General features: G+C 41.7%; 22 protein-coding genes. 12 read left to right on the forward strand and 10 right to left on the reverse strand.

Annotated features, from left to right (window positions below):
• Positions 1-85: 85 nt before the first annotated feature.
• The 4 genes from pyk to tkt all read right to left on the reverse strand — a co-directional run bounded on the left by pyk (position 86) and on the right by tkt (position 6,007).
• Positions 86-1,519: a pyruvate kinase gene (gene pyk, locus CU053_RS01965; protein ID WP_100550682.1), complete on the reverse strand. Its 1,434-nt coding sequence runs from the start codon at positions 1,517-1,519 to the stop codon at positions 86-88.
• A complete protein-coding gene (locus CU053_RS01970) occupies positions 1,516-2,703 on the reverse strand; it encodes a phosphoglycerate kinase (protein WP_100550683.1) in 1,188 nt (395 codons plus the stop codon). Before CU053_RS01970 ends, pyk begins: the two co-directional genes overlap by 4 nt.
• 242 nt (positions 2,704-2,945) lie before the next feature.
• The gene (gene gap, locus CU053_RS01975; RefSeq protein ID WP_100550684.1) at positions 2,946-3,956 is read right to left on the reverse strand and encodes a type I glyceraldehyde-3-phosphate dehydrogenase; all 1,011 of its coding nucleotides are present in this window, start codon (positions 3,954-3,956) and stop codon (positions 2,946-2,948) included.
• Positions 3,957-3,991: 35 nt separating this feature from the next.
• Positions 3,992-6,007 (reverse strand): transketolase, encoded by a 2,016-nt coding sequence (gene tkt / locus CU053_RS01980; protein ID WP_100550685.1) that lies wholly within the window; start codon positions 6,005-6,007, stop codon positions 3,992-3,994.
• A 247-nt stretch (positions 6,008-6,254) separates the two neighbouring features.
• Here tkt and CU053_RS01985 point away from each other — a divergent pair, with 247 nt between their 5' ends.
• From CU053_RS01985 to alr, 4 genes are all read left to right on the forward strand, one after another.
• On the forward strand, positions 6,255-7,757 hold the full coding sequence (locus CU053_RS01985; protein ID WP_100550686.1) for a class I adenylate-forming enzyme family protein: 1,503 nt from the start codon (positions 6,255-6,257) through the stop codon (positions 7,755-7,757).
• Positions 7,741-9,576: an aminodeoxychorismate synthase component I gene (pabB, locus tag CU053_RS01990; protein WP_100550687.1), complete on the forward strand. Its 1,836-nt coding sequence runs from the start codon at positions 7,741-7,743 to the stop codon at positions 9,574-9,576. The genes CU053_RS01985 and pabB overlap by 17 nt, the downstream gene beginning before the upstream one ends.
• 1 nt (position 9,577) lies before the next feature.
• Positions 9,578-10,153 carry an anthranilate synthase component II gene (locus CU053_RS01995; RefSeq protein WP_100550688.1) on the forward strand — a complete coding sequence of 192 codons (576 nt, stop codon included), beginning with the start codon at positions 9,578-9,580 and terminating at the stop codon, positions 10,151-10,153.
• Between the two features lie 61 nt (positions 10,154-10,214).
• A complete protein-coding gene (gene alr, locus CU053_RS02000; protein WP_158106927.1) occupies positions 10,215-11,318 on the forward strand; it encodes an alanine racemase in 1,104 nt (367 codons plus the stop codon).
• Between the two features lie 227 nt (positions 11,319-11,545).
• Here the strand turns inward: alr and elbB are convergent, their stop codons facing one another.
• Positions 11,546-12,289, reverse strand: coding sequence for an isoprenoid biosynthesis glyoxalase ElbB (gene elbB, locus CU053_RS02005; RefSeq protein WP_407643787.1), 744 nt, complete (start codon positions 12,287-12,289; stop codon positions 11,546-11,548).
• A 99-nt stretch (positions 12,290-12,388) separates the two neighbouring features.
• Here elbB and sthA point away from each other — a divergent pair, with 99 nt between their 5' ends.
• A complete protein-coding gene (sthA, locus tag CU053_RS02010; protein WP_100550691.1) occupies positions 12,389-13,762 on the forward strand; it encodes a Si-specific NAD(P)(+) transhydrogenase in 1,374 nt (457 codons plus the stop codon).
• Positions 13,763-13,811: 49 nt separating this feature from the next.
• On the opposite strand, the gene msrA is transcribed toward sthA, so the two are convergent.
• Positions 13,812-14,396, reverse strand: a complete 585-nt coding sequence (msrA, locus tag CU053_RS02015) for a peptide-methionine (S)-S-oxide reductase MsrA (protein ID WP_100550692.1) — start codon at positions 14,394-14,396, stop codon at positions 13,812-13,814.
• 447 nt (positions 14,397-14,843) lie between these two features.
• Here msrA and CU053_RS02020 point away from each other — a divergent pair, with 447 nt between their 5' ends.
• Positions 14,844-15,629: a response regulator transcription factor gene (locus CU053_RS02020; protein WP_158106928.1), complete on the forward strand. Its 786-nt coding sequence runs from the start codon at positions 14,844-14,846 to the stop codon at positions 15,627-15,629.
• A 5-nt stretch (positions 15,630-15,634) separates the two neighbouring features.
• Here CU053_RS02020 and parE read toward each other — a convergent pair whose 3' ends face one another.
• Entirely contained in the window at positions 15,635-17,524 is a 1,890-nt protein-coding gene (parE, locus tag CU053_RS02025) for a DNA topoisomerase IV subunit B (RefSeq protein WP_100550718.1), read from the reverse strand.
• 300 nt (positions 17,525-17,824) lie between these two features.
• Between parE and CU053_RS02030 the strand changes: the two genes are divergently transcribed.
• Together CU053_RS02030 and secB are read left to right on the forward strand one after the other, a co-directional pair.
• The gene (locus tag CU053_RS02030; RefSeq protein WP_100550694.1) at positions 17,825-18,307 is read left to right on the forward strand and encodes a rhodanese-like domain-containing protein; all 483 of its coding nucleotides are present in this window, start codon (positions 17,825-17,827) and stop codon (positions 18,305-18,307) included.
• 34 nt (positions 18,308-18,341) lie between these two features.
• Positions 18,342-18,800, forward strand: coding sequence for a protein-export chaperone SecB (gene secB / locus CU053_RS02035; RefSeq protein ID WP_100550695.1), 459 nt, complete (start codon positions 18,342-18,344; stop codon positions 18,798-18,800).
• Between the two features lie 51 nt (positions 18,801-18,851).
• On the opposite strand, the gene CU053_RS02040 is transcribed toward secB, so the two are convergent.
• The gene (locus tag CU053_RS02040; RefSeq protein ID WP_100550696.1) at positions 18,852-19,025 is read right to left on the reverse strand and encodes an AAA family ATPase; all 174 of its coding nucleotides are present in this window, start codon (positions 19,023-19,025) and stop codon (positions 18,852-18,854) included.
• A 1-nt stretch (position 19,026) separates the two neighbouring features.
• Positions 19,027-22,500: a bifunctional proline dehydrogenase/L-glutamate gamma-semialdehyde dehydrogenase PutA gene (putA, locus tag CU053_RS02045; protein ID WP_158106929.1), complete on the reverse strand. Its 3,474-nt coding sequence runs from the start codon at positions 22,498-22,500 to the stop codon at positions 19,027-19,029.
• A 172-nt stretch (positions 22,501-22,672) separates the two neighbouring features.
• Here putA and CU053_RS02050 point away from each other — a divergent pair, with 172 nt between their 5' ends.
• Together CU053_RS02050 and CU053_RS02055 are read left to right on the forward strand one after the other, a co-directional pair.
• Positions 22,673-24,064 (forward strand): phospholipase D-like domain-containing protein, encoded by a 1,392-nt coding sequence (locus CU053_RS02050; RefSeq protein ID WP_158106930.1) that lies wholly within the window; start codon positions 22,673-22,675, stop codon positions 24,062-24,064.
• Between the two features lies 1 nt (position 24,065).
• Entirely contained in the window at positions 24,066-24,815 is a 750-nt protein-coding gene (locus CU053_RS02055) for an endonuclease/exonuclease/phosphatase family protein (protein WP_158106931.1), read from the forward strand.
• Between the two features lie 166 nt (positions 24,816-24,981).
• Here the strand turns inward: CU053_RS02055 and CU053_RS02060 are convergent, their stop codons facing one another.
• On the reverse strand, positions 24,982-25,227 hold the full coding sequence (locus CU053_RS02060; RefSeq protein WP_158106932.1) for a hypothetical protein: 246 nt from the start codon (positions 25,225-25,227) through the stop codon (positions 24,982-24,984).
• A gap of 712 nt (positions 25,228-25,939) precedes the next feature.
• Here CU053_RS02060 and CU053_RS02070 point away from each other — a divergent pair.
• Positions 25,940-26,158 carry a hypothetical protein gene (locus CU053_RS02070; protein WP_100550703.1) on the forward strand — a complete coding sequence of 73 codons (219 nt, stop codon included), beginning with the start codon at positions 25,940-25,942 and terminating at the stop codon, positions 26,156-26,158.
• Positions 26,130-26,516 carry an IS66 family transposase gene (locus tag CU053_RS02075; RefSeq protein ID WP_100550704.1) on the forward strand — a complete coding sequence of 129 codons (387 nt, stop codon included), beginning with the start codon at positions 26,130-26,132 and terminating at the stop codon, positions 26,514-26,516. Before CU053_RS02070 ends, CU053_RS02075 begins: the two co-directional genes overlap by 29 nt.
• The last annotated feature ends 73 nt before the right edge of the window (positions 26,517-26,589 follow it).

Below are 26,589 nucleotides of genomic sequence, written 5' to 3' on the forward strand. Positions count from 1 at the left end.
GTGCAAATAGTTCGCCCAAGCATGTCGGTGGGCGGAAATACAGTCACCGCCTACATTTAAAATAACAAAAACACGGCGTACGTTTTTACACCACATTACCTGCCTGAATCACTTTAATTTTATTGGTGCCGCCATGAACGCCCATATGATCTCCACTGGTTAGCACCATCCAATCACCCTGTTTGACAATGCCACGCTTCTCAAGCTCAAGTGAAGCTTCACGGTTGACATAGAAGCGCGCCATGCGGGTTGAGTCAAACTCAATCGGTACAACCCCTCGATACAGCGTCATTTTACCTAAGGTTAAACGATTACGTGATAAAGCATAAATCGGTAGGTGCGTGTTAATTCGCGACATCCACAGTGCCGTTGAACCTGACTCAGTTAATGAAATAATCGCCTTGGCATCCACATGATTAGCCAAATAAACGGCAGCACTTGCGACCGCTTCATCAACGCGATCATGGTGACGGGTCACATTATCTTTTGACACAATATGCACAAGATTACTCTTCTCAGCCGCCGCACATACGCGCGACATGGCAGCCACGGTTTCAACAGGATATTCGCCTGCTGCAGATTCAGCAGATAACATCACTACATCGGTGCCATCCAATACTGCATTGGCGACATCAGAAACTTCAGCACGCGTCGGTGTTGAGCATGTAATCATCGACTCCATCATTTGAGTCGCCGTAATCACGACTTTATCAAGCTCACGTGTTAAGCGAATAATCATCTTTTGTGCCGCAGGAACATTTTCGTCCCCTATTTCAACTGCCAAGTCACCTCGCGCCACCATCACTGCATCAGATGCCTTAATAATTTCTTCAATATGGGTAAGTGCCTCAGTGCGCTCAATTTTGGCGACAACCCCAGCTTCAGAACCAGACTCTTGCAGCAACTTACGCGCATATTCCATATCTTTGGCATCACGCGGAAAAGAAACAGCGACATAGTCGACCTCAAGCGCTGCCGCTGTTTTAATATCTTCTATGTCTTTTTCAGTCAATGCAGGAGCAGTTAAACCGCCCCCTTTTTTGTTGATGCCCTTGTTATTAGAAAGCTTGCCACCCACTATGACCTTACAATGTACTTTCACGCCTTCAACCTTAATAACAGATAACACAATTTTGCCATCATCAAGCAATAAAATATCACCTTTTTTGACATCATTGGGTAGCTCTTTATAGTCAATGCCAACACTTGTTTCGTCACCTGCGTTTTTATCAAGCTCCGCATCAAGAATAAAGGGATCACCATTTTTCAAGATAACCTTGCCATCTTTAAATTTTGCAACACGAATTTTGGGTCCTTGAAGATCCGCTAAAATACCAATATAGGTTCCCTTTTCCTTGGCGACCTCGCGAATAAGCTGCACGCGTTTACGATGATCGTCAGCTGTACCATGCGAGAAATTACAGCGCACGGCATTTAATCCTGCGTCCACCATTTTACTTAGCACCTCTTTTGACTCACTGGCAGGACCAATGGTTGCTAAGATTTTTGTTCTTCTCATACTTTTACCTCTTGTGCACGCTCATATAAAACCTCAACACCTGGCAAGACTTTTCCTTCGATAAACTCCAAAAATGCCCCTCCAGCCGTTGAGATATAAGAAACTTTGTCTTTGATGTTAAACTTTTCAATGGCTGCAATCGTATCTCCTCCACCTGCGACAGAGAAGGCAGTTGAGTTTGCGATGGCTCGCGCAATCGCTTTGGTGCCCTCTGCAAAATGGGCAAACTCGAAAACCCCCACAGGACCATTCCATAAGATAGTCCTGGCTGATCGAATAATCTCTGCCAGTTTTTGCCCAGTTGACGGTCCAAAATCCAGAATCATATCATCCGATCCAACGGTCTCAATGGTTTTAATCTCAGCTCTGGCATTCTCATCAAAAGATTTAGCCACGCGAACGTCAACTGGCAAGGCAATTTCGACACCCTTTTGTTTGGCCTTCACCATGAGTCTCTTTGCAGTATCAACCAGGTCCGCTTCAATCAAAGAACGACCAACCTTAAAGCCTTGAGCCAACAAAAATGTGTTGGCAATACCACCACCAACAATCAGCTGATCCACCTGATCGATCAGGTTTTCAAGCACGGTGAGTTTAGTCGAAACCTTTGAGCCACCAACAATCGCCACTAGTGGCTTTTTAGGATTTTTAAGTGCCGCGCTTAGCGCATTTAACTCTTCGGTGAGTAAAAGTCCCGCACAGGCTATTGGCGCATATTTTGCCACACCATAGGTAGAGGCTTGCGCTCTATGTGCGGTAGCAAAAGCATCCATAACAAAAACCTGAGCCAGGCTCGCAAGCTTTTGTGATAGAAGTTCATCAGACTTTTCCTCACCCTTGTTAAAGCGCACATTCTCGCAAAGCACCACTTGCCCTGGCTCAATAGCGACACCATCAAGATAGTCCTTAAGCAAAGCCACATGCTGTCCTAATTTTTCTGTCAGCACATTGGCAACGGGTGATAGTGAATATTCACTATTATACTCACCCTCTACAGGTCTGCCTAAGTGTGTCATTAAAATCACTCCTGCCCCTTGCTTCAACGCATATTGAATCGTGGGGAGGGCTGCATCTATACGCACAAAACTGGTTACTCTGCCATCCTTGATAGGCACGTTAAAGTCAACGCGCATCAATACTTTTTTACCTTTCAAATTCACATCGGTAATCGATAAAAATTTCATTATTTAGACCCTTATTCAATTACTGGAGTCATGGACTTTTGCTGATTTTTAACTACCCCGTCAGCCTGCGGCTGCCACCCCTTCACAAGTGAAGGGGAATTTTTGGAAAGTTTGTCACTTAATTCCCCTTCGTTAGCGAAGGGGTGGCTGCGAAGCAGACGGGGTAGTCTTTAAAGACAGTAAAAGTGCACAGCTCCAACCAACAAAAAAGGCGCTTCAAACGCCTTTCTTATCCATGCTGATTACTTAGCAGCAAACCACGCCTTAGTGGTTCTTAACATTTGATTTGAGAAGCCCCACTCATTGTCATACCAGGAAAGTACTTTAACTAAATTACCAATGACACGCGTTTGTGTTGCGTCAAAAATCGATGGCTGCGGATTGTGGTTAAAATCCATGGAGACTAATGGTTCAACGTTATAACCTAAAACGCCTTTTAGACTTGTTTCAGATGCGTTTTTCAACAATTTATTGACCTCTTCCACACTCGTGTGTTTCTTCGCGGTAAAAGTTAAATCAACGACGGACACGTTAATCGTAGGCACTCGCATCGCAAAACCATCCAGGCGCCCTTTAAGCTCAGGCAATACCAGACCTACCGCCGCCGCCGCCCCTGTTTTAGTTGGGATCATATTATGCGCTGCGGCGCGTGCGCGATGTAAATCACTGTGATAGCTATCCACGATTCTTTGATCATTAGTATAAGCATGGATTGTCGTCATTAGACCTTCTTGAATACCAACGTTATCATTCAATACTTTGGCAACTGGCGCCAAACAGTTGGTTGTGCATGAGGCATTTGAGATAACCGTCATCGCTGAAGTTAATACGTTATGGTTTACACCATACACAATCGTCGCATCAACATCGCTACCCCCTGGCGCTGAAATTACTACTTTTTTGGCACCAGCCTGTAAATGTGCCGCACATTTTTCTTTTGAAGTAAATAAACCCGTACATTCAAATACCACATCAACGCCCAAGGTCTTCCAAGGCAAGCTCGCAGGATTGCGTTCGGCTAAAATTTTAATGCGATCCTTATTAACGACCATTTCATCATTTTGCAAAGAAACATCCGCATGAAAACGTCCATGTGTCGTGTCATACTTTGTTAGATGTACATTAATTTCAGGACTGCCCAAGTCATTAATCGCAACGATTTTAAACTCGTTTGTCAAACCTGCTTCATAGATCGCACGCAATACACAGCGACCAATGCGACCATAACCATTAATTGCAATTTTAATTGCCATTTTTTATTTCTCCTTTTTTAATTTGCCTTTATGACTTATAAACTTTCAACGACATTTTTAGCTAAAAGTGACTTAGCTTTAGCGACCGCATTTTGCGCGGTCAAACCAAATGCTTCATACAATTTCTCTATAGGTGCCGATTCACCAAAATGGTTTAAGCCAATTACAGCCCCCCCCGCTTTTGGCAGTAAACGATACCATAAATCCCCTTGTGCAGCTTCCATTACAAGTGCTGGGATATTATCTTTAATCACTGCTTGTTGGTACGCATCATCTTGCGCCATAAACTTCTCAACGCATGGCATTGAAACCACATTTACACTAACACCTTCCTGAGTCAAAAGAGTAGCCGCATCGCACAGGATGCTAAGCTCAGAACCAGTTGCAATCAAGGTAATTTCTGCGCACTGAGTTTCTTTGAGTAAATAACCACCTTTTTTAATCAACTCTATTTGTGTTTTGCTGGCAACAAGCGTGGGCAGGTTTTGCCGTGAAAGCGCCAACAATGAAGGAGTATATCGTTCTTCAATGGCACATTGCCAGGCAACTGCAGTTTCCACAACATCCGCTGGACGCCATACATTCAAATTAGGCATAACACGCAAACTGGGAAGATGTTCAATCGGCTGGTGTGTTGGACCATCTTCACCTAGTCCAATTGAGTCATGGGTCATGACATAGACGACAGGCTGCTTCATAATCGCACTCATGCGAATCGCATTTCGCGCATAATCACTAAACACCAGGAAGGTGCCACCATAAGGTCTAAAGCTACCATAGAGCGACATGCCATTCATCATCGCAGCCATGCCAAATTCACGCACACCATACGATAGGTAATTGGCATGATTTTCATGATTATTTAACCATCTACTGCCTGACCAGTTCGTTAAGTTAGATCCCGTCAAATCTGCCGAACCACCAAACATATCAGGTAAAAATTTACCTATTTCTTCCAAAGCCATTTGCGAGGCTTTACGCGTTGCCACGGTGGGTTTATCTGCGAGTAATTTAGTGAAATAATCTTCGAGATGTTCTTTAAAATGTCGCGGCAACGCTTTGTTTAAACGCGAATTAAGTTCAGCATATTGAACGGGATATGCCTGTTGATAGGCTTCAAATTTTTCATTCCAGTCTTTCTCACTGGCAACTCCTTTATCAATAGCACACCAATCCGCATAAATGTCCTTAGGGATTTCAAAGGGGGGATAATTCCAATTAAGTGCCTTACGCGTATTAGCAATTTCATCATCGCCCAACGGCGCACCATGGACACTATGGCTTCCTGCTTTATTGGGTGAACCTTGTCCAATCTTGGTCTTGCAACAAATAAGTGTTGGTTTTGATGTTTCTTGCTGTGCTTTGTGAATTGCCGCATCAATTGCGGCAAAATTGTGCCCTTCAACATGAGAAATCACCTGCCAGCCGTAGGCTTCATAGCGTTTTGCCACATCTTCAGTAAACCAGCCTTTAACATCGCCATCAATTGAAATGCTGTTATCATCCCAAAACGCAATAAGCTTGCCAAGCTTCAGTGTTCCAGCTAAAGAGCTAACTTCATGTGAGATCCCTTCCATCAAACAGCCATCGCCCAAAAATACATAAGTATGGTGATTAATAATTTCATACTGCGGCTTATTATAGGTATCGGCTAATAATTTCTCTGCCAATGCCATACCAACGGCATTAGCAAGCCCCTGCCCCAGTGGTCCTGTCGTTGTTTCAATGCCTGGCGCGTAGCCATACTCGGGATGACCTGCGGTTTTTGAATGAAATTGTCTGAAATTTTTCAAATCCTCAATGGATAGCTCATAACCCGTTAAATGCAGTAAGGAATATAAAAGCATGGAGCCATGACCATTGGATAACACAAAACGATCACGATTAATCCAATGCGGGTTTTTGGGATTGTGTTTTAAATACTTACGCCATAAAACAGTCGCAATATCAGCCATTCCCATCGGCATGCCAGGGTGTCCTGATTTTGCTTTTTGTACCGCATCCATAGATAAAAACCGAATCGCGTTTGCAAGGATTGCGTTTGAATTCATCTCTGTCCAAAATTTAGTAGTGTTCGCGGGCAAAAGTGTAACATAACTGTTTGCTAAATACAGTGCTGTTTAGTGGGCAATATTTAATTTTGACAAAAACACCAGGGTAAGTTGACTCTAAGCAAGAGCATCTCAATCTATGACCATTGAGCACGCCACAGCAGTGCTCTCATAACTAACTAAATGACGTTGTTTTAAACCACCATTTACCCTAAAATGCCGCCATACCTTTCCAGTAAAAACACCGATGCTGCAAGTAGAAGATATTCAAAGCACTGAGCTTTTTTTGGCATACCTAAAAAGGCTTGATAATGCGCCCATGTTTGTTTACAAGAATAGCTATTACACCTACTTACAAATATACCAATACACCTTGTCTATTAGCCAGTGGTTGTCAGATAATCAGATTAATAAGCTGATGTTTTCCATTACGAACTCTCCACTTTCGGTGAGCTTATTTTTTGCGAGCTGGCACCATAAGATTGAGTGCATTCCTGTCAATCCTCGTTTTATCGCCAATGAGCTCCTGGGTTTAATTAAACGAGCGCAACCTGATCGTGTTGTAGTTGAGCCACACCAGTTATCCGATGAGCTCACTCACTACTGCCAGCAAAACAACATTAAACTTCTTTCAGTAGAGGATCCAATTGCTTTTTTAGCACAGATTACAAAGCATCACAGCACTTTAAATGATGATTCCTGTGAGAAACAGCAGGAAGGTATTACGTATCACATAAGCTCTGGCACAAATGGTCATTATAATTTCCATGGTCATACGACCTCTCAGATTTTACAATACGCCTATGCGCGTCAATTCGATTACGGTCTTAAAAGAGGTGATATTTCACTTATTCACCTTTCCTTTAATCATGCCTATGCCTTTTCTTATCAGTTGTTACCCAATATCGCTTTAGGTAATTGCATGGTGTTAGCTTCAGGCTTTGAAGCTAAATCTGCGCTTGAATACATTGAAAAATATAACATCACCGCACTGGCGTTATTGCCAACGATGTATTATCAGCTTTGCCAGGAACACATACCAAGTGGCAAACCACGACATAAACTCAGGCACTTGAGTGTGGCAGGTGATCAACCAACAGATGCACTGATGCGGCTCGTTAAAGAGACGTTCAACCTCCCCTTACTCAACGGACTTGGCATGACAGAAGTCTATGGTTATGCACAGAATCTGGGCGAAGCCAAACCTTACAATAAAGTTAAACTGTTTAATGATGTTCAAGTAAACATTAAGCCTCTTTTCCATCATGAACTCAGCACGCTGGATCATCTTGATAACACTAAACAGCTCATTGGTGAGATCTATCTTAAGACACCCATGCAGCCTGTTTCCCATCAAGACCAGTGGCTTGCTACAGGCGATTATGGCTATGTGGATGACGAGCGCCATCTGTATTTTCTGGGACGCATTAAAGACATTATCGTTAAAGGTGGTTCAAAAATATCTCCTTTGGAGCTTGAGCATTATCTCTATCAAATTCCTGAGATTCAGCAAGTCGTGGTTATTGGCAAGAAAGACCCTATTTGGGGAGAAATTGTACGCGCGTGCATCGCACTTAAAACTAATACCTGCTTGCCCCTTGAAACAATTAATGCCTTCTTAACCCCCTATCTCTCAAGCTATAAACACATTGATGAAGTTATCTTCTACGATAAACTACCTCTTAATATCAGCGGAAAAATCAACCGCTACCGTTTAAAGCGAGAACTACACAATGAACCATCTGCCTGAATTTGCCTGCCTTGAAAACACTCTGGATAACGCTGAACCCAGCTATTACTTTAGTCAACCAAAAGAGAAAGTGCTGTGCATTAACCCTGATATGATTAATGACGCACTCACGCGCCTTTGGTCGCTACAACAGCAAGGCTTATACCTTGTAGGCTTTGTGAGCTATGAAACCGCCTATTATGTAAACCCTGACTTTTTCTCCCTGCAAAACCATGAACCCATTACCCATGATTCAGGGACTCCACTGATCCATTTTATCGCCTTTGAAAAATGCTCAATACAGAAACCCTCGGTTGATACAAATAAATCTACTATTTCTAAACCTGTCATTAACCTTATTTCTGATCCTCTGACCCAGGAACAATACGCTGCGGATTTTTCCGTGTTAAAACAGGCACTTATTGATGGTGAGAGTTACCAAATCAACTATACCAAACGCATTCAGCTGCGATCAGATCTTGATAGCCTATCCCTGTATAATGAACTCAAAAAACAACAACCTGTAAGCTATAGCGCCTTTTTACCTTTTTCGCCCATGCAGGTGTTATCTTTCTCACCCGAGTTATTTTTCCATAAAAAAGGAGATTGCATTACCGTTAAACCGATGAAGGGGACTTCTAAACGCTTTGATGACCCTGCCCAGGATCGTGCTTCGTATCATTTCTTACAAAACGACCCTAAAAATAAAGCGGAAAATCTGATCATTGTTGATTTGCTGCGTAATGATTTAGCGCGCATCTGCCACACGGGCAGCATTAAAGTGACTAAACCATTTGAGGTTGAGCCTTATAAAAGTGTTTATCAAATGACCTCAACCATCTGTGGCAAGGTTGATGCTGATATACGCTTTGATATCATCATCAGGCATTTATTTCCCTGCGGTTCAATCACGGGCGCCCCAAAAAAGCGCACCATGGAAATCATCCAGAAGCTTGAGCCTTCACGCAAACTTTACACAGGGTGCATTGGCTACATCATGCCCAATAATGATATGTGCTTTAACGTTGCCATTCGCACCTTAACTCGACAAGAAAATCTACTTTGGGAATGTGGTGTTGGCGGAGGTTTTACTATTCAGTCCACTCAAGAGGATGAGTGGCAGGAAATGACCACTAAACTTAATTTTATTAAACGCTTATATCAGCCAGACTTTAACCTTATCGAAACAATGCTTTATAACGTGCACGGTTTGCAATCCTGCGATCTGCACTTGGAACGCCTCATGCACTCAGCACAACATCTGCATTTTAATATTGATATTACCTGCATTAAAACATCGTTATTGGATTATTGCTCAAGCTTAATAACCACATCCCATGAATCCTATAAAGTCAGACTTGAAGTCAACGACAAAGGTGATTTGGATATTACCCATCAGCCGTTATTGACGAAAGATACTACAAGCTCAATTGAGCTTTTTATCAGCCCTTTAAACATTGATTCACGCAATCCACTCTGGCAGCACAAAACAACTGATCAAAGCACGCGTGGGTTTTATACCAGGACACACAGCAAATATTTAAACGATCGACCCAATGCCGAGCTTATTTTTCATAATGAGTTGCAGCATATTACTGAGTCACGTTTTTATAATATCATTGCCAAAATCAATGGGACACTTTACACTCCTCCCGCGACCGACGGTCTGTTACCTGGAATTGCTCGCGCTAAACTCATTCATAGTGGTAAGCTTATTGAGCGTTCCATTTCGGTGGATGAGCTTAAAACCGCAAGTAAAATTTACCTGATCAATGACGTTAGAGGTAAAATTGCAGCCGCTTTAAACACAAAACTAAGCATAGCGGAAGATGTAAACTGATATGTTAATATTTATTGATCACTATGACTCCTTTGCCCATATCTTAATGGATTACTTTTCACAGCTTGGAGAAAGTGCCTTCGCGCTAAAAACAGATCAAGTGGATGAACATATCGACCTCTCCTTATTTGATGCGGTAGTTATAGGCCCAGGACCTGGGCATCCCGATGAACTCTCTTTTCTATACCCATATATTGAACGCATGATTAAAGCGCACATTCCCCTTTTAGGTGTCTGCTTGGGGCATCAACTCATTGCGCAATATTTTGGCGCCAGGGTTGTTCATGCTAAAAAAATCATGCACGGTCAATGCAGTGAAATAGACTTTATCAAACACCCTCTCTATCAAGGACTCAGCTCCCCCATTCAAGTGACGCGTTATCATTCACTTATTGTTGATGAGTTAAGTTTACCAGAGTGTTTACAAGTCCTTGCCAAAACGACTGATAATGAACTCATGGCATTTAGCCATCAATCCCTTCCCGTATATGGCATTCAATATCATCCCGAAGCTTATTTAACCGATGGGGGTCTCATTATGCTGCAAAACTTTCTTTTGGCGAATAAGCGCTTGTGATTCCCTTAAAACCCGTTATCCTAAGCCCATCTTTTTAAACTTTCCAAATTTACATACTTTCATGGAAATTAAGCATAACAATTTGCGCGCCTTTGCTTATATTAATTTGACCAACTTGTTATATAACTTAGAAAATATTAAACGTTTACATCCCCACAAAACCATTATCGTCATGTTAAAAGCCAATGCCTATGGACATGGTGCCACCAAAATTGCCAAAGCATTAGATGGATTATGTGATTATTTTGGCGTTGCCAGCGTTGAAGAAGGCATTGAATTAAGCCAGGCGGGTGTTCATAAAACCAAGATTATTATTTTTTCTGGTTTTTTCTGTGTGGATATGGTCAAAGCACTCATTGAATACCGCCTGATTCCCATTATCCATAGTGCTTATCAATATGAGTTACTACATGAATACTTTACAACAACCTCTGCTGAAATTTGGCTTAAAGTCAATACGGGGATGAATCGTTTAGGCTTGACAGAGGAAGAGTTTACATCTCTTTATCAGAAAGCACAGTCTTATGCAAAGCCAGTAAATGCCCTGACACATCTGGCTGAATCAGAATCCACTGACCAGACGTTCACTCGTGAGCAGTTAAGACGTTTTCAGGCTTTAATAAAGGATAAAAATTTACGCCATATCAGCGCATTTAACTCAGCTGCTTCTCTACTGCAAAGGGAGGACTTTGGCACAAATACAATCCGCATTGGTTTAGCTTTATACGGCGCATGTGCCGCTGAGCAGCTGCATCTTAACTGTCGCCTTAAACCCGTGATGTCATTGCATAGTCACATTATTGCCATCCAACGAATCAACAAAGGCGCCTCAGTCGGCTACAATCGCCAATACATTGCCACAGAAGATACACACATTGCCATTGCCTCTATTGGTTATGGTGATGGCTATCCACAATCGACACCAAGCCAAACCAGTGTACTCATCAACAACCAAATTTATCCCACCGCAGGCAAAATCTCGATGGATCTTACGGCAATCGACGTAGGGCTCACTCATCACGTTAATATCGGTGATACGATTACTTTATTTGGCGGTAACGCGCTCACTGTTGATGAGGTTGCTCACCGCATTGGTACATCCAGTTATGCAATGCTTACGGCAATTAACCCGCGTGTTACGCGGTTTTACATTTTTGATGAATAGCTGGAGTTACACACTTTTGCTGTTTTTAAACTACCCCTTCAGCCTGCGGCTGCCACCCCTTCGCTAACGGGGAATTTTCGGAAAGCTTATCGCTTAATTCCCCGTTAGCGAAGGGGCGAAAACGCCTGCGGGAAATAAACAGTTTTGCTTCTTTAGTTTTGAACGCCACAAGCTCTGCGCATGAGGCTGACGGTGTAGTAAAATGCTTAAGGTAGTGCCATTGAACTCTAGATCTCTTCTTCCAGCAGGATAAGCACTGACTCAACCAGTTTATCTATCCCTTCTGCTACTTCTGCAATTGATTTCCCCAGCATATACGCTGGAGTACTCAACACTTTATGCACCTTATCCACACATACTCCTGTAGCAGATTCTATGACATGCTTAGCCCCTTTTTGTTTAAGCACTTCTGCCGTTGCCTTATCCTTGCCGATGGTGAGCTTCACGTTTGGATAAATCTCTGCTGCAATCATCGGCGCAATACAAATAAATCCTACGGGCTTATGTGCATTTTTAAACTGCTCAATAAAGGCTTTGATTTCCGCATCTACCATAAAGCTTGCATCCTGCTTAAAAGCAAAATCACACAAATTTTTAGCAACACCAAATCCGCCTGGTAAAATCAGCGCATCGTAATCTTCAGTCCTCACACTTGCTAAGTCTTTAATATTGCCCCTGGCGATACGCGCAGCTTCTACCAGCATATTACGAGATTCTGCCATCTCTTGAGCTGTCAGATGGTTGATAACGTGATACTGTGGTTTGTTAGGCGCGATAAGCTCGTAATCGATACCACGCTTTGAAAGTGCTAAAAGTGTCAGCACTGCCTCATGAATTTCACTGCCATCGGATGCTCCACAACCAGCTAATAATACAGCAACTTTTTTAGGCGCCATCATGATCTCCTTTCCTGTTTTATCCATAGCTATCATAAACCCAATACACCATAGCTTTGAAGAAATTTCTTGCATCTGCCATTATTCAAATCTGACAAACCGTGCTTAAAAACTTCCACACCTTTATTTTCTGTATGTTACAATCTGCGGCACATTTTCTAACGGTCTAGAACTATGCAATTTGATTATGATGTGATTGTCATTGGTAGCGGTCCAGGTGGTGAGGGAGCTGCTATTAAAGCGGCAAAGTCAGGATTTAAAGTTGCCATCGTTGAATCGCATTTTATTGGCGGCAACTGCACACACCAGGGCACAATTCCAAGTAAAGCCTTACGCCATGCGGTGTCTCATTTCTCATTCCATGCCAAATATCACGACTACAGCTATCCACAAATGCTGGAGAATTCGTCTTCGGTAATCAAGGCACAGACTGAGCTTAAAACGGGGTTTTATAAGCGTAATAATGTTGACATGCGGCACGGTTTGGTCAGATTTATCAATCCCCATACCATCTCCATTTGCTCCAAAAATGAAGATGGACCGATCAAAGAGCAGTTCAGCGCCAAATATTTCGTTATTGCCACAGGATCAAGACCTTATCACCCCAAAGACATTGACTTTAATCATCCACGTATCCTGGATAGCGATAGTGTCTTAAACCTCAAAAACAATCCTAAAACAATTTCTATTTATGGTGCTGGGGTGATTGGCTGTGAATATGCTTCTATTTTCAGAACGCTTAAGATACGAGTGAATCTTATTAACAATCGTGAGCGCTTACTCTCATTCTTAGACAATGAAATCATCGATGCGCTAAGTTACCACTTTAGAGAACAGGGAATCCGCACACATCACAATGAACATTATGACAGCATTACAGCTACAGATAGTGAGGTAGTTTTAAAACTCAAATCAAACAAAATCATCAAATCAGACTACCTCTTATTTGCGCAGGGGCGCACGGGGAATACCGATGAACTTGGCTTAGAAAACATCGATATTCAAACGAATATTCGAGGATCGATTGAGATCAACCAGAATTATCAGACCTTGAAACACCCACATATTTACGCCGTGGGTGATGTGGTTGGCTATCCCTCCTTAGCTTCTGCCGCATTTGACCAGGGTCGATTTGCCGCAACCCACATCACAGAAGGTCAATGTAGCACTCATTTGATTAAAGACATTCCAACAGGGATTTACACACTACCTGAGATCAGCTCTGTGGGTAAAACAGAACAAGAGCTTACCGAAGAGAAAATTCCCTACGAAATTGGACATGCTTTTTTTAAAGATTTAGCCCGCGCCCAAATCTCGGGAAAAACAACTGGCATGCTTAAACTTATTTTTCATCGCGAAACCCTGCAGTTATTGGGAATCCACTGCTTTGGCAGTCAGGCATCTGAGATTATCCACATCGGACAGGCTATCATGTCGCAGAAAGGTAAGGCGAACACCTTAATGTATTTTGTGAACACTACATTCAACTATCCGACCATGGCCGAAGCTTATCGTGTCGCCGCTTTAAATGGACTAAACAGACTATAAGGTAATGATGCTAAGTTGCTGGAGTTAAATGACAATTTGGTCGATCCATTCATTTAGCCATATCCCATATTTTTTCCAACCGCGCATCTCTTCCACACTGCCAGCGGTAAAAAGCATAACTAAGCGGATTTTTTAAGTAGTATTTTTGATGAGACTCTTCTGCCACGTAGAACCTGCTCGCAGGAAGAATTTTAGTATAAACGGGCTTGTTTAACAGTCGTTTAACCTCGTAAAGCTGCTGTTTAGCTTGGGCTTCCTGTGCTTTATTCTGATATAGAATGGCACTTTGATATTGCTTGCCTATGTCACAAAACTGTTGATCTCTCACCGTGGGATCAATGTGCCTGAAAAAATAATCAATTAAACGTTGATAACTTAACACCTCATCTTCATACCACACCTTTACCACCTCCAAGTGGTCTGTGTCACCTCTGGATATGCTTTTATAATCAGGGTATAGATACTTACCACCACTATAACCCACTTCGGTTTTAACCACGCCTTTTAACCTGTCAAGGTCAGCTTGCATACACCAAAAGCACCCGCCAGAAAAGAGAGCTGTTTTCACTTCCGCAAAGGTCATCTGCGCAGAGTAAAGCAGCGAAAGCATCACCAAAGCAGCCAACTTTCTCATGTTTGATATTCCTTTAAATTCATAACCTACTCAAGTTATAGATCATAAAATAATCAAACTCAATATACTCCCAAGACTGAGCGCCATAAGGGAGTTTGAATGAATAAAGCCACCCATCACGGATTTATTTTAGTCTGCTTGTGTTGAGCAATATCTAAGAAACACTTCTTGATGCTAATGATGAACTTTAAAAATCTCACCCCCTAAGCTCTGCGCCTAACCACTTTAAAGCGGTTAGGCGGGGTGTTCAAAAATACAAAAGTGTGTAACTCCAGTTATTTAATTTAATTTTCTAAATAAACTTAAATCTATATTGCGTTTCGCTATACATAACATAGAAACCTAGAAATTTTTTAAATATAATTTCACTGAATATGATCATATTCACTTTGTTTATAGTTGATTATGATTTTGAAGACTTTTAAACCAACAATGATGAGAATAAATATGAAAGATAATAGTATTGCTTTAGTAATTGGTACTGATAAAGAAAGTAATAAAGATTTGCAAACGCTTTTACAGCGCTATTTGTTCCAAGTAGCAATTGCCACCTCAGGTGCCCAAGCAATGGAATTACTTTCGAGCAATAAAAATACTAAATTTGTTTTGTTAGATCTTTTTTTACCTGATACATATGGTATTGAACTATGTAAGAATATTCGTGAACGCTGTCCAGGTGTACCAATCCTTTTTGTCTCCAAAATTACAGATCCCACAGAAATTGTGCTTTGTTTCGAGGCTGGAGCTGATGACTATGTTGAAATCCCCTTTAATCAACATGTTTTAATGGCGCGTATTAAAGCAAAACTGCGAGACCGCAATGCCATGAATACACAATATGCGATTACTGGCTCAGTCAATATCGAGGATATTAACATCAATAGTTACAACCAGATTCAGTTTGGCAAATGGATTTATTACCCTAGAAAATCGCTAGTAACGCATCCAGATCATGCAGAAATCTATCTGACCGACAAGGAAGGTACTTTGCTGAAAATGCTGTTATCCGATCCAAGCAAAACTTTTATGCGCGAAGAAATTGCAAGCTACCTAAATTTAAACCTCCAGGAAAGCATGATTCGCGACGTTAACATTCACGTTCATCGCTTACGCAATAAGCTCACCCAGGGGCACAACTCAAATTCCCCCATCAAGGCCGTACGCTCACAAGGTTATACCTTAGACTCTTACTTAACGTACATATACGATGGTAAAGAAGTTTCATTTTTATAACCAGGTTAATCCAAATCCGCAAGATTTCCTTTTTGCTCCAGCCACTGTTTGCGATCAAGGGATCTCTTCTTTGCAAGCATCTCATCCATCTCTTCCATATCAAAGCTTTCGTCATCTGAAAGGGTGAGCTGGACTAGTCTTCTTGTATCCATCGCCATCGTTGACTCTCTTAATTGAATGGGGTTCATTTCGCCCAATCCCTTAAAGCGCAGGACGTTTGCCTTGGCTGATTTTTTATTTTGTGCAACTTTATGCAAAATGACATTTTTCTCGGCCTCATCTAACGCATAAAAAACCTCTTTGCCGACATCTATTCTAAATAATGGCGGCATAGCCACATAGACATGCCCCTTTGCCACAAGGGGCTTAAAATGTTTTAAAAATAATGCGCATAGTAACGTGGCTATATGTAAACCATCTGAATCAGCATCAGCGAGAATGCAAACTTTGCCATATCTCAACCCTTCCAGATTGTCGCAACCAGGATCGACGCCAATGGCGACCGAAATATCATGAATTTCCTGCGAGGATAGCACTTCTGATGAATCAATTTCCCATGCGTTCAAAATTTTACCTCTTAGGGGCATAACTGCCTGAAATTCCCGATCACGTGCTTGCTTTGCCGAACCTCCCGCGGAATCACCTTCAACCAGAAACAGCTCACTATATCGCGTATCCTGAGTGACGCAATCCGTTAATTTTCCTGGCAACTGTGGACCTTGTGTCACTTTTTTACGTACGACTTTTTTTTCCGCCTTTAAACGCTTTTGTGCACGTGAAATAATTGTCTCAGCGATCTGATTAGCAACCTCAATATTCTGGTTGAGCCATAAGCTAAAAGCATCTTTAACCTGCACGGCGATAAAATTCACACAGTCACGCGAGGATAAACGCTCTTTTGTTTGTCCTGAAAATTGCGGCTCAGGCATTTTTAGCGATAAGACATAGCAAAGTCCTGCAAACACATCATCAGGCATAATTTTGACACCACGCGGTAAAATATTATGCAGTTCACAATACTCTCGCATCGCCTCTAAAAGTCCTGACCTTAACCCATTAACATGGGTGCCACCAAGTAGCGTTGGGATTAAATTTACGTAGCTTTCTGTGATTAAGTTATCCATCTCCTGTGGCCAACATAACACCCAATCAATGACATATTGGCCATCGGTAAATGAGCCTGAAAAAGGCTCCTTAGGCAAAATCTCCAAACCATCGACTTTTTCCTGCAAATAAGCTAACAATCCTCCCTCATACTGCCAGCTAGTCTGATCATTTTGCTCATCATTTTGGTAATCTACTATTAAGCCTGGACACAATACAGCTTTTGCCTTGAGCAAATTTTTTAACTTCCGAGTTGCATATTTTGCACTATCAAAATATTTAGGATCCGGCCAAAATCGAACCATGGTACCCGTATTTTTTTTACCAACCTCTCCAACGACTTTAAGCTCTTCAACCTTTTCACCATTTTCAAATGCCATAAAATAGCGTTTGCCATCACGCTTAATAAATACCTCAACGCGCAGACTCAGCGCATTTACCACGGAAACGCCCACTCCGTGCAATCCCCCAGAATACATATAGTTGTCTTTAGAGAATTTTCCCCCAGCATGCAGGCGCGTCATAATAAGCTCAACACCAGAAATCCCCTCTTCAGGATGAATATCCACAGGCATCCCGCGACCATTATCCTCCACCTCAAAACTGCCATCGTTATAAACATGAATAGCAATTTTGTCCGCATGTCCTGCCAAAGCTTCATCAATGGAGTTATCAATGACCTCTTGAGCAAGATGATTAGGAGTCTGTGTGTCCGTATACATTCCAGGTCGGCGTTTGACAGGGTCAAGTCCAGATAAAACTTCGATCGATTGAGCCGTGTATTGAGTCATAAGAAAAGAGTGCTTATCATTTGTAGGTCTGATTTTATCGTTTATTCTGGCATAAAATGCGGTAATCTTAAATCTAAATGCTGCTCCCATACTTAGAAAAATTATGAGTAGCAGTCGGATAAGCCATAGCCATTGTTGGCTATTGCTTAACTTAGTGCCATTAGTCCCTGCAATCATTCGTTGAAAAAAGCCTGGCAGGTTTGGCTTCTCATTAAATTTCAAACCCGTTATAATCCGCGATGCTTATTAACCGCATCTTTATGCCAGTATGAGGATGTATATATCAACCATAGGAGTACTATGTCTAACCTAAGTCAGTTTATCTCTGCAAACCTGCTGCTGTGCACCGTTTTTGTGCTTGCGGTGCTGGTTTATCTTATTTTTGAAATTCGTCAAGCAAGATCAGGACGCTTTCAGCTATCAACACAAGCTGCTATCAGCTTGACCAATCGTGAAAAAGGCATATTTCTGGATATTCGAGATGGTAAACAGTACAACGAAAGTCATATTGTTGGTGCAATCAATAGTCCCTTTGCAAATTTAAAATCAAGCACCAAATTTCTCAACAAATATAAAAATGCACCGATTGTTGTCTATTGCATCACGGGTTCACAAAGCGTCAATGCCTGTGATTTACTAAAAAAAGATGGCTATGATAAGGCTTATACTTTAAAAGGCGGCTTCAAACAGTGGTTAAATGACAAGCTCCCCATTGACTCAAAGGTAGATACTCATCAACCTCAGGTTGCAAATGATAGAAAAGAAAAGAACACCACAAAGTAATAAAATATATACCACTTAACCTTAAGGAAACATCATGACAGCTGAAACAAACGCACCTGACATCCAATTTCAAATCCAAAAAATCTACACCAAAGACATCTCTTTTGAGATCCCTAAAGGGGCAGAGGCTTTTAAACAAGAATGGAAACCTGAGCTTAACGTTGCCCTAAATACTAAAGTGACTCGTTTACCTGAAGATCATATGTTTGAAGTCGTTCTCACCGTCGAAGCTGACGTAAAAACAGCTAAAAGCGATGCTTTTAAAGTCGAAGTGCAGCAGGCGGGCATATTTCTTATTTCTAATATGAAGGAAGAACAACTTGATCATGCACAATATGCTTTTTGCCCAAATATCTTATACCCTTATGCACGCGAAGCTATTTCTGATTTAGTGGCAAGAGGTGGATTCCCACAATTGTGTTTAGCCCCAGTGAACTTTGATATGATCTATCAGCAAAAGCAGCAAGAACAACAAAAGCAAAAAACACGCTAATGAATCCAAAAAGCTGGCATCTTCTTGATTTTCCAAACCTTCTGGCTTGAACTAAAACAAAACACTCACATTCAGAAGGGATTTACCAAAACACCGTGGACGCGAGAGAAAGTAATAGTTACCGTTCTCGGTCAAATGGTAGAAATGTTTTGTTTTATCGACGTAAAGATAATCGTTAGTGACCATTTCCGCTAAACCCGAAATACCAATCGGAAGTTTTTTCATGTTACTGTTCCAAACTCATCAAAAACGCATTTCCGCCTGAAGCCGTTGTATTAATGCTAATCGTGCGTTCAACTGCCAAGCGATGTAAGTAGAAAGGACCGCCTGCTTTTGGACCTGTTCCTGATAAGCCCTGTCCTCCAAAGGGTTGCACTCCAACAACCGCTCCAACGATATTACGATTGACATAAATATTACCGACGCGCACATGCGTTTTGAAGAAGTTCACGGTCTCTTGAATGCGACTGTGAATCCCAAAAGTAAGGCCATATCCTGTCGCATTAATGTCTTTGACCACTTTGTCTAATTCATTCGCCTTAAATCGTACAATATGTAACACAGGACCAAATACTTCACGTTTTAATACATTAATGCTGTTGATTTCAAACACCGTGGGATAAACATAATTTCCTTTTTCCAAGGCTTTATCTTGTGGAATTTCATGCACAAGCTTTGCTGATTGACGCATCTCGTTAATGTGTTTGTTCAAATTAGCCTGTGCTTCTTGATCAATCACAGGACCAATATCGGTTTCAATGAACGCTGGATCGTATACCTTAAGCTCATCCATAGCACCCTTTAGCATATTGATTACCGTATCGGCAATGTCCTCTTGCAAATATAAGACTCTCAAGGCTGAACATCGTTGCCCAGCACTGTCAAATGCTGAGGAAATAACATCATTAACCACCTGCTCTGGCAATGAAGATGAGTCAACTACCATGACATTTTGTCCACCTGTTTCGGCAATAAAAGGCACAATCGCCCCCTCTTTTGCTGTCAGCGCTTGTTGGATAATTTTGGCGACTTCAGTGGAGCCCGTGAAAATAACGCCAGCAACACGAGGATCCTGGGTTAGCGCACGACCCACCTCTTCGCCCGTACCTGGCACAAATTGCAGCACTTCTTTAGGAATCCCCGCCTCGTGCATAAGCTTCACCGCTTCATACGCAATAATTGGGGTTTGCTCAGCAGGCTTTGCTACTACCGTGTTCCCCGCAGCAAGGGCTGCACTCACCTGCCCCAAAAAAATTGCCAAGGGGAAATTCCATGGGCTAATGCACACAACAACTCCTCGACCATGCAGGCTTATTTGATTAAGTTCTCCTGTTGGACCTGATAATATCTTAGGTTCGCTAAATTCCATGCGTGCCTGCGCGGCATAATAACGGCAAAAATCAACCGCTTCACGAATCTCGCCCACCGCATTTGACAAGGTTTTACCTGCTTCGCGTATAGCAATCGCCATCAATTTTGGCATATTTTCTTCAAGAAGACTTGCACACTTATCTAAAGCACCCGCACGTGTATTAGCATCGACTAAGCTCCAAGTATCAAAGGCATTATGCGCCACCGCCATTGCTTTTTCAGCAATTTTCTTATCAGAATTAAAAACCTTAGCAAACACCTGATTATTTGCGGGATTATAAACGTTCTCACTACTTAAGTTCGATAAATCAGTATCACATACTAAGGGTTTTGCGACGTACTCATCACGGTCAAATTGACTCATTTGTAAAGCAAGCTTTTCAAGCGTACGCGTATCGTTTAAATTATAACTTTTTGAATTCATTCTCTCTGCTCCAAACATATTTACAGGTAAGACGATTTGCGGGTGAGCCCTAAAGCCTAAGCGCTCAGCTTTTTGTACGGGATCTCCAACCAGACTTTCAATAGGAGTTTTCTCATCCACTATGCGATGCACAAAAGAAGAGTTTGCACCATTTTCCAATAATCTTCTTACCAGGTAAGGCAGCAGATGCTTATAGGTTCCAACGGGGGCATAAATGCGGCATGGTATATTAAAATTATTTTTACCAACCACATGATCGTAAAGCGCATCTCCCATGCCGTGCAAACACTGAAATTCGTAGTCTTTATAGCCTCCTGAAAGCTGCATAACCAGTGCCGTTGTATAGGCATTGTGTGTCGCAAATTGCGGATAAATATGCTTTGTATTGGCAAAGAGTTTTTTGATACATGCCTGATACGACACATCGGTATAGCATTTTTGTGTGAATATGGGATAGCCTTCTAAACCCTCCACTTGCGCGTGTTTAATCTCAGAATCCCAATAAGCGCCTTTTACAAGTCTCACCATAAACCTGTGTCCCGTACGCTCCGCAAGATCAATCAAATAATCAAGTACAGGGATTGCACGCTTTTGATAAGCTTGAACCACGATACCAATTCCTTCGAAACCCTGCAAAGATGGCTCATGCGCTAAACGATTGACAAGCTCAAGTGACAATTCCAGACGCTCAGTTTCCTCGGCATCAATGTTCAAACCAATGTTGTAGCTTTGCGCAAGCTCAACAAGCTTTAATAATTTAGGATACATCTCTGCATGTATGCGATCGGCTTGAGCAACCTCATAGCGTGGGTGAAGTGCTGAAAGTTTTACCGAAATACCAGGGTTGGTACGAACACTATTTTTTGTTGCCCCATAACCAATCGCGTCAATCGCTTGGCGATATTCGTTGTAATAAAACTCGGCATCTGCCTTGGTCGTTGCTGCTTCTCCCAACATATCATATGAGTAAGTAAAACCAATTGCTTCTTTATCTTTAGCGCGCTTAAGCGCTTTTTCAATTGTCTCACCCATAACATATTGCTGTCCTAGGACTTTCATCGCGTGCATAACAGCACGACGCACAACAGGGCGCGAGCGTTTGTCTAAAAAGTTTTTTAACACGTGTTTGAATTTATTCTGGTATTGCCCGGGTTTTAGAATTTTCCCCGTCAACATCAAGCACCAGGTTGCGGCATTAACAAATAAATACTCACTATCACCAACATACTCGTGCCAATTGGCACTGGTTAGCTTATCTTTGATAAGTTTATCTGCCGTAAGCTTATCTGGGATTCTAAGTAGCGCCTCTGCCAGGCACATCAATACAATGCCTTCATCACTCGATAAATCATACTTGGTCATAAAAGCATCCAGACCGCTTTTACTTAAGCGTGTTTCACGAACATTTGCCACCAATTCACTGGCAATATCCTGTACTGCCAAACGCTCCTTGTCCGTTAATGCTGCATCTTTTGCAAGCTCGGCGATAATCATTTCCTCATCACACAGCCAATGCCTGGATATTTCCTGCATCAGTAGCGATTGATCAAACCGATTCATTTTGTTTAGAATCATTGATAACTCCCCACAAGAGCTATTCACCGCTTTGGCTTGTCGCTGTGCATGTTGCTGCTTTACCATTAAAATTTTTCTCACCATTGCCTCATGCTTAGGATCAACCTCGGTTGACTTAATAAACCAATTAAATAAATCCTGATCTTCGCACTCCAATAAGGCATGAAAAGCCCCTCTTTCATCTTCTTGGGCAGTTAAATAAGCTTCCTCTACATAAGGCGATAAAATAAGATCTAACTCCAGCATGCCTCTTCTGGTTGCCCAGCGCAAGCGCGACAGCGCTTCGCAATCTAAGGTTTTTTGATTATCGACTATTATTTCGTTTTCCATCACAACAAAGCTGACCCACATGCTACCATTAAAATCACTTGTGAGTCGTATGCTAACATAAAAGCTAAAAAAGCGTAAAAGAAACTGGCGAGCGCTTTGATTGACGCTTCTCATTTGGTAAAGCCATGCTATGATTCTGACATGTCCTGATTTTCTATGCTCAAAGGTAAAAATGAATATTTTTAATCTAATTGAACTGCACACGTTTTTAATCGTCTGTGAAATACTTATTTTGATCGTCGTTGTGCGGATGGTTGCTGAAAAACAAAAACCAACAAGCATGATGGCATGGCTTTTAGCCATCATTCTTATTCCCTATGTCGCGGTCCCCTTTTACTTTATCTTTGGTATTCGTAAACGTAAGCGCAAGCGCCATAAGAGCGCATCTAATTTGCGCAAGATTAATCATGTTGATAGCTTTGATCCTTACACCATTCGTACGGTTTTGGTTAATCAGGAAATCCCCACGCCGACAAGCAACAATCATTTTGAGCTCTATCTTAATGGAATGGACGCTTATGATTCGTTGATAAACCACATTCATCAAACCAAAAAAAGCATCTATATCAGCACCTATGTTTTCCAAAAAGATCATGTGACTTTGCGTCTTTTAGCCGCACTGACTGAAAAAGCTCAAAAAGGTGTCACGGTCAAGTTACTTATTGACTCCTTAGGCTCTTATCGCGTGTATTTCAATCAGCGCATCTTTAAGCGCTTACGCAAGGCAGGTGGTAAGGTCTGCTTTTTTATGCCCATCATTCAGATGCCATTTCGTAACTACATCAACTTTAGAAATCATCGCAAAATATACCTGTTTGACAAACACAGCGTTTTAACGGGAGGAATGAATCTTGGAGATGAGTATATGGGACCCACGCCTTGCCATAAACGCTGGGATGATATTCTGTTTAAAATAGAAGGTCACGCGGTTTGTCATTTTCATAACCTTTTTGCCTCAGACTGGGAGTATGCCGCCAAAGAGCATATTCCTGACATGACAGAAGTTTTCAGAAAAAAAACCTATGGCAAGAATTTAATTCAGGTGGTTCCATCTGGACCTGACATTCCCAATGATGCACTCTATGAATCACTCATCGCGGGCATTTATGCTGCGCAAACACGTATCTGGATTGTTACTCCTTATTTTGTTCCCTCTGATTCGCTCTTGGAGGCGTTACAGATCGCCTACTATCGTGGTGTTGATGTTAAACTCATCACACCCAAAGTTTCTAATCACTTGATTGCTGATCTCGCGCGCAGCAATTTTATGCGTCAACTGGTAAAAACAGGTATTGAAATTGCACTCTTTAATAAAAAAATGATTCATGCCAAGGCTGTTTTGTTTGATGATAAAGCAGTGATGCTCGGCTCGGTGAACCTTGATAATCGCAGTTTATTTCTAAACTATGAAGTGGTGACTTATGCCTATGAGCCAAGTATTATCGAGCAAGTCGACAGGTGGATGAGTGAATTTCTTAAGGATGCTGACAACAAGCTGCCAATCCCAACCCGAACGCGTAAACTGGGGGAAAACATGGTCAAACTACTCGCGCCCTTACTGTAACATGTTTAAGCCGCCGCAAATTACCTTAAGCTGCAAAAGCCGAGTTAAATTATCTTTTGTGCCTGATTCTGTTACGCTCATCAGCTGGAATATCTATAAGATAAATCATAAAAATCCCATCGACTTCCAGCGCTTTATCAAGAGCCTTCAGCAAGCGTACAACGCCGGGTTTTATTGCTTACAAGAAGCTAAACACACAGATAGTTCAAGCTTCCCCCTAGATGATTTTTGCTTGCACTTTGCTCCTAATTTACAGCTTAAAACCCATGCTTATGGCGTCATGAGTGCAAGCGGTGTTGTTTGTCATAAAGCACAACAAATTCTCTCCAAGAAAACTGAATTTCTTTTTAAAACTCACAAATCAAGCCTCGCTAATCATTATTTTTTCGGGGATCACACCCCCTTAATCATCATTAATGTTCACGCAATTAATTTTAATAATTCTCGCGCCTATGCTGAAGAAATTAATCAGCTGCATGATTATCTAAGCATTCACAAAAATGCTGCCGTGATCATTGCGGGAGATTTCAATAGCTGGAATAAAAAGCGTAATCTCCTCATCCATGAGTTTTGTCAGGCACTTGATTTAACCCAAACCGTATTTGAAGAGGATCAACACATTAAACGCTTTGCCAAGCATCCACTTGATCTGGTGATGTATCGCAACCTAACGTGTGAATACGCCATCGCCATCGATAGCCAGAAAATTTCCGATCATAATCCCTTGCTTGTAAAATTTCGCAAAACGTGACTTCGTATTATGTTGACCTGGCTTAATACTAACATACAATCACTGCGGTTTTCTTTTGAACATCCTAAAGCCCCTAACTCATTATCCAAAGATTGACCCTCAAAATAGGTATTGGTCAAATCATAAAGGGTAACGATTTCTTCAAACTGAACTTTCCCAATTTTTGTCAGGCGACAAGATCAATGATCATCTGAAGCCATGAATTTTTGTAATTTTGTAGTTTCCCTTTGTCATTTTTGTAAACCCTGTGTTTATTAAAGTTCGCAACCAGGAGTTTTCTTGCTTGGGAGAAGGTAAATTGCGTCTTTATCCTATTATGCGTAAGCTCGCTTACTGACTGAGCGGGAAGCGCCATTACTGCGATCCAGGTAATCGTAATGGCAAGCATGCACATATTCAAGTGATTTATCACCGAATGCTCTAATCTTACCTGCGCTTTTTGCCTTCAGCTGGTTCTGAGAAGTTATACAAAGCACTATTTTTTCGTAACATCGTAAGCACATGAACCCTGCCGCCAAGCTCTGTTTTCAAAGGAAGATAGAGCTGACCATTGCCAAACTAGGAATCTGTCACCATAAGAATGGGTGACTTTGTCCAGGTACTGAGTTTAAGTATCATTTGGCAAGCCAAACTGATTTTACTATTAAAGCAATCACCAGTAACCTTGACAACAGAGTGATAAACGCGTGTTAAAAGAGGTAAGAATGCCCAGCGAGTATGAATGAATTTCAACAGCCCAAGTTGGACAAAACACTGTGACCAAGGGTATTTGCTTTGATTATGTTTTGCTGCATGGTCAAAGAAGTGTTCACAACCGAAGATTTGCTTGCCACTTTTAGGTGTTGTTGAATCGTCTAAAGCCGTGATAAGACGCCCATCGGTCAGCGGCAATGGAATGAGTTTGAATACGGCTTGCCAAACGATCTAGTAAACCTGACCACTAAGAATAGTGGTTACAGGTAAAGGTTGTAAGGTATCCATTAATGGGCTGCTCCTGTTTTTTTGCAGTCCCTAAGATAACAGGGATAAATGCTGGTTGACAGCCCATCAGTAGCAAATTCTTACAAAATTTGGGAAAGTTCAGATAAGGGTTTTGTGGTACAATCAGTCGTCTTTTGGAAGTCATGGAAAACGTGAGATTGAACACTGAAGTCATTGCATTAAAACAGCAAACTACACAGCTGAATTTACTGCTTCTTTCAATGCAAAAATCCTATGATCAAGTCACCCTGGCTTACCTTAAAACGCAGGCAGAATCAAAACAGGCAAATGCGATCGCTTATAGTTTAAATAACTGGCAGGAACTCACGCGCTATGTTGAGCACGGACGTGCCCATCGATAACAACGATACTGAGCGCAATGTAAAGCCCTTTGTCATTGGCAGGAAAAACTGGCTGTTTGCAGGCAACACCCGAGGTGCTAAGGCAAGTGCGAATCTCTATAGCTTGATTGAGAGCGCCAAAGTTCATGACTTAAAGGTGTTTGAGTATTTGAAATATGTTTATGATCTGGGTAGTGCTGAGTCTGATAAAGATTATGAAGCATTGACACCTCAATTTGTTAGGGAGAAATGCCCAGATATGGTTCTTGGGAGCCGCAGTAGCAAGCCAAAAAAATCTGAAGTCTCAGGCACCCCTGAAAAAAATGAGGCAACCATGCCTACGGATGGATGTGTCCTTTATGGAGCGCTTACGTTATAACTCTCCCTTGGAGTTTGAACATGTCATTAAAAAGGCAGCTTGATGACTATAAAAAATTTTTGTAAATCAATTA

Source organism: Caedibacter taeniospiralis, from assembly GCF_002803295.2.
GTDB classification, from domain to species: Bacteria; Pseudomonadota; Gammaproteobacteria; order Francisellales; family Francisellaceae; genus Caedibacter; species Caedibacter taeniospiralis.

What these genes read in the sequence shown, in the direction of transcription:
- pyk (WP_100550682.1), bottom strand. Translation starts at nt 1,519, where the DNA reads ATGAGAAGAACAAAAATCTTAGCAACCATTGGTCCTGCCAGTGAGTCA.
- CU053_RS01970 (WP_100550683.1), bottom strand. Translation starts at nt 2,703, where the DNA reads ATGAAATTTTTATCGATTACCGATGTGAATTTGAAAGGTAAAAAAGTA.
- gap (WP_100550684.1), bottom strand. Translation starts at nt 3,956, where the DNA reads ATGGCAATTAAAATTGCAATTAATGGTTATGGTCGCATTGGTCGCTGT.
- tkt (WP_100550685.1), bottom strand. Translation starts at nt 6,007, where the DNA reads ATGAATTCAAACGCAATCCTTGCAAACGCGATTCGGTTTTTATCTATG.
- CU053_RS01985 (WP_100550686.1), top strand. Translation starts at nt 6,255, where the DNA reads ATGCTGCAAGTAGAAGATATTCAAAGCACTGAGCTTTTTTTGGCATAC.
- pabB (WP_100550687.1), top strand. Translation starts at nt 7,741, where the DNA reads ATGAACCATCTGCCTGAATTTGCCTGCCTTGAAAACACTCTGGATAAC.
- CU053_RS01995 (WP_100550688.1), top strand. Translation starts at nt 9,578, where the DNA reads ATGTTAATATTTATTGATCACTATGACTCCTTTGCCCATATCTTAATG.
- alr (WP_158106927.1), top strand. Translation starts at nt 10,215, where the DNA reads ATGGAAATTAAGCATAACAATTTGCGCGCCTTTGCTTATATTAATTTG.
- elbB (WP_407643787.1), bottom strand. Translation starts at nt 12,289, where the DNA reads ATGCAAGAAATTTCTTCAAAGCTATGGTGTATTGGGTTTATGATAGCT.
- sthA (WP_100550691.1), top strand. Translation starts at nt 12,389, where the DNA reads ATGCAATTTGATTATGATGTGATTGTCATTGGTAGCGGTCCAGGTGGT.
- msrA (WP_100550692.1), bottom strand. Translation starts at nt 14,396, where the DNA reads ATGAGAAAGTTGGCTGCTTTGGTGATGCTTTCGCTGCTTTACTCTGCG.
- CU053_RS02020 (WP_158106928.1), top strand. Translation starts at nt 14,844, where the DNA reads ATGAAAGATAATAGTATTGCTTTAGTAATTGGTACTGATAAAGAAAGT.
- parE (WP_100550718.1), bottom strand. Translation starts at nt 17,524, where the DNA reads ATGACTCAATACACGGCTCAATCGATCGAAGTTTTATCTGGACTTGAC.
- CU053_RS02030 (WP_100550694.1), top strand. Translation starts at nt 17,825, where the DNA reads ATGTCTAACCTAAGTCAGTTTATCTCTGCAAACCTGCTGCTGTGCACC.
- secB (WP_100550695.1), top strand. Translation starts at nt 18,342, where the DNA reads ATGACAGCTGAAACAAACGCACCTGACATCCAATTTCAAATCCAAAAA.
- CU053_RS02040 (WP_100550696.1), bottom strand. Translation starts at nt 19,025, where the DNA reads ATGAAAAAACTTCCGATTGGTATTTCGGGTTTAGCGGAAATGGTCACT.
- putA (WP_158106929.1), bottom strand. Translation starts at nt 22,500, where the DNA reads ATGGAAAACGAAATAATAGTCGATAATCAAAAAACCTTAGATTGCGAA.
- CU053_RS02050 (WP_158106930.1), top strand. Translation starts at nt 22,673, where the DNA reads ATGAATATTTTTAATCTAATTGAACTGCACACGTTTTTAATCGTCTGT.
- CU053_RS02055 (WP_158106931.1), top strand. Translation starts at nt 24,066, where the DNA reads ATGTTTAAGCCGCCGCAAATTACCTTAAGCTGCAAAAGCCGAGTTAAA.
- CU053_RS02070 (WP_100550703.1), top strand. Translation starts at nt 25,940, where the DNA reads ATGGAAAACGTGAGATTGAACACTGAAGTCATTGCATTAAAACAGCAA.
- CU053_RS02075 (WP_100550704.1), top strand. Translation starts at nt 26,130, where the DNA reads ATGTTGAGCACGGACGTGCCCATCGATAACAACGATACTGAGCGCAAT.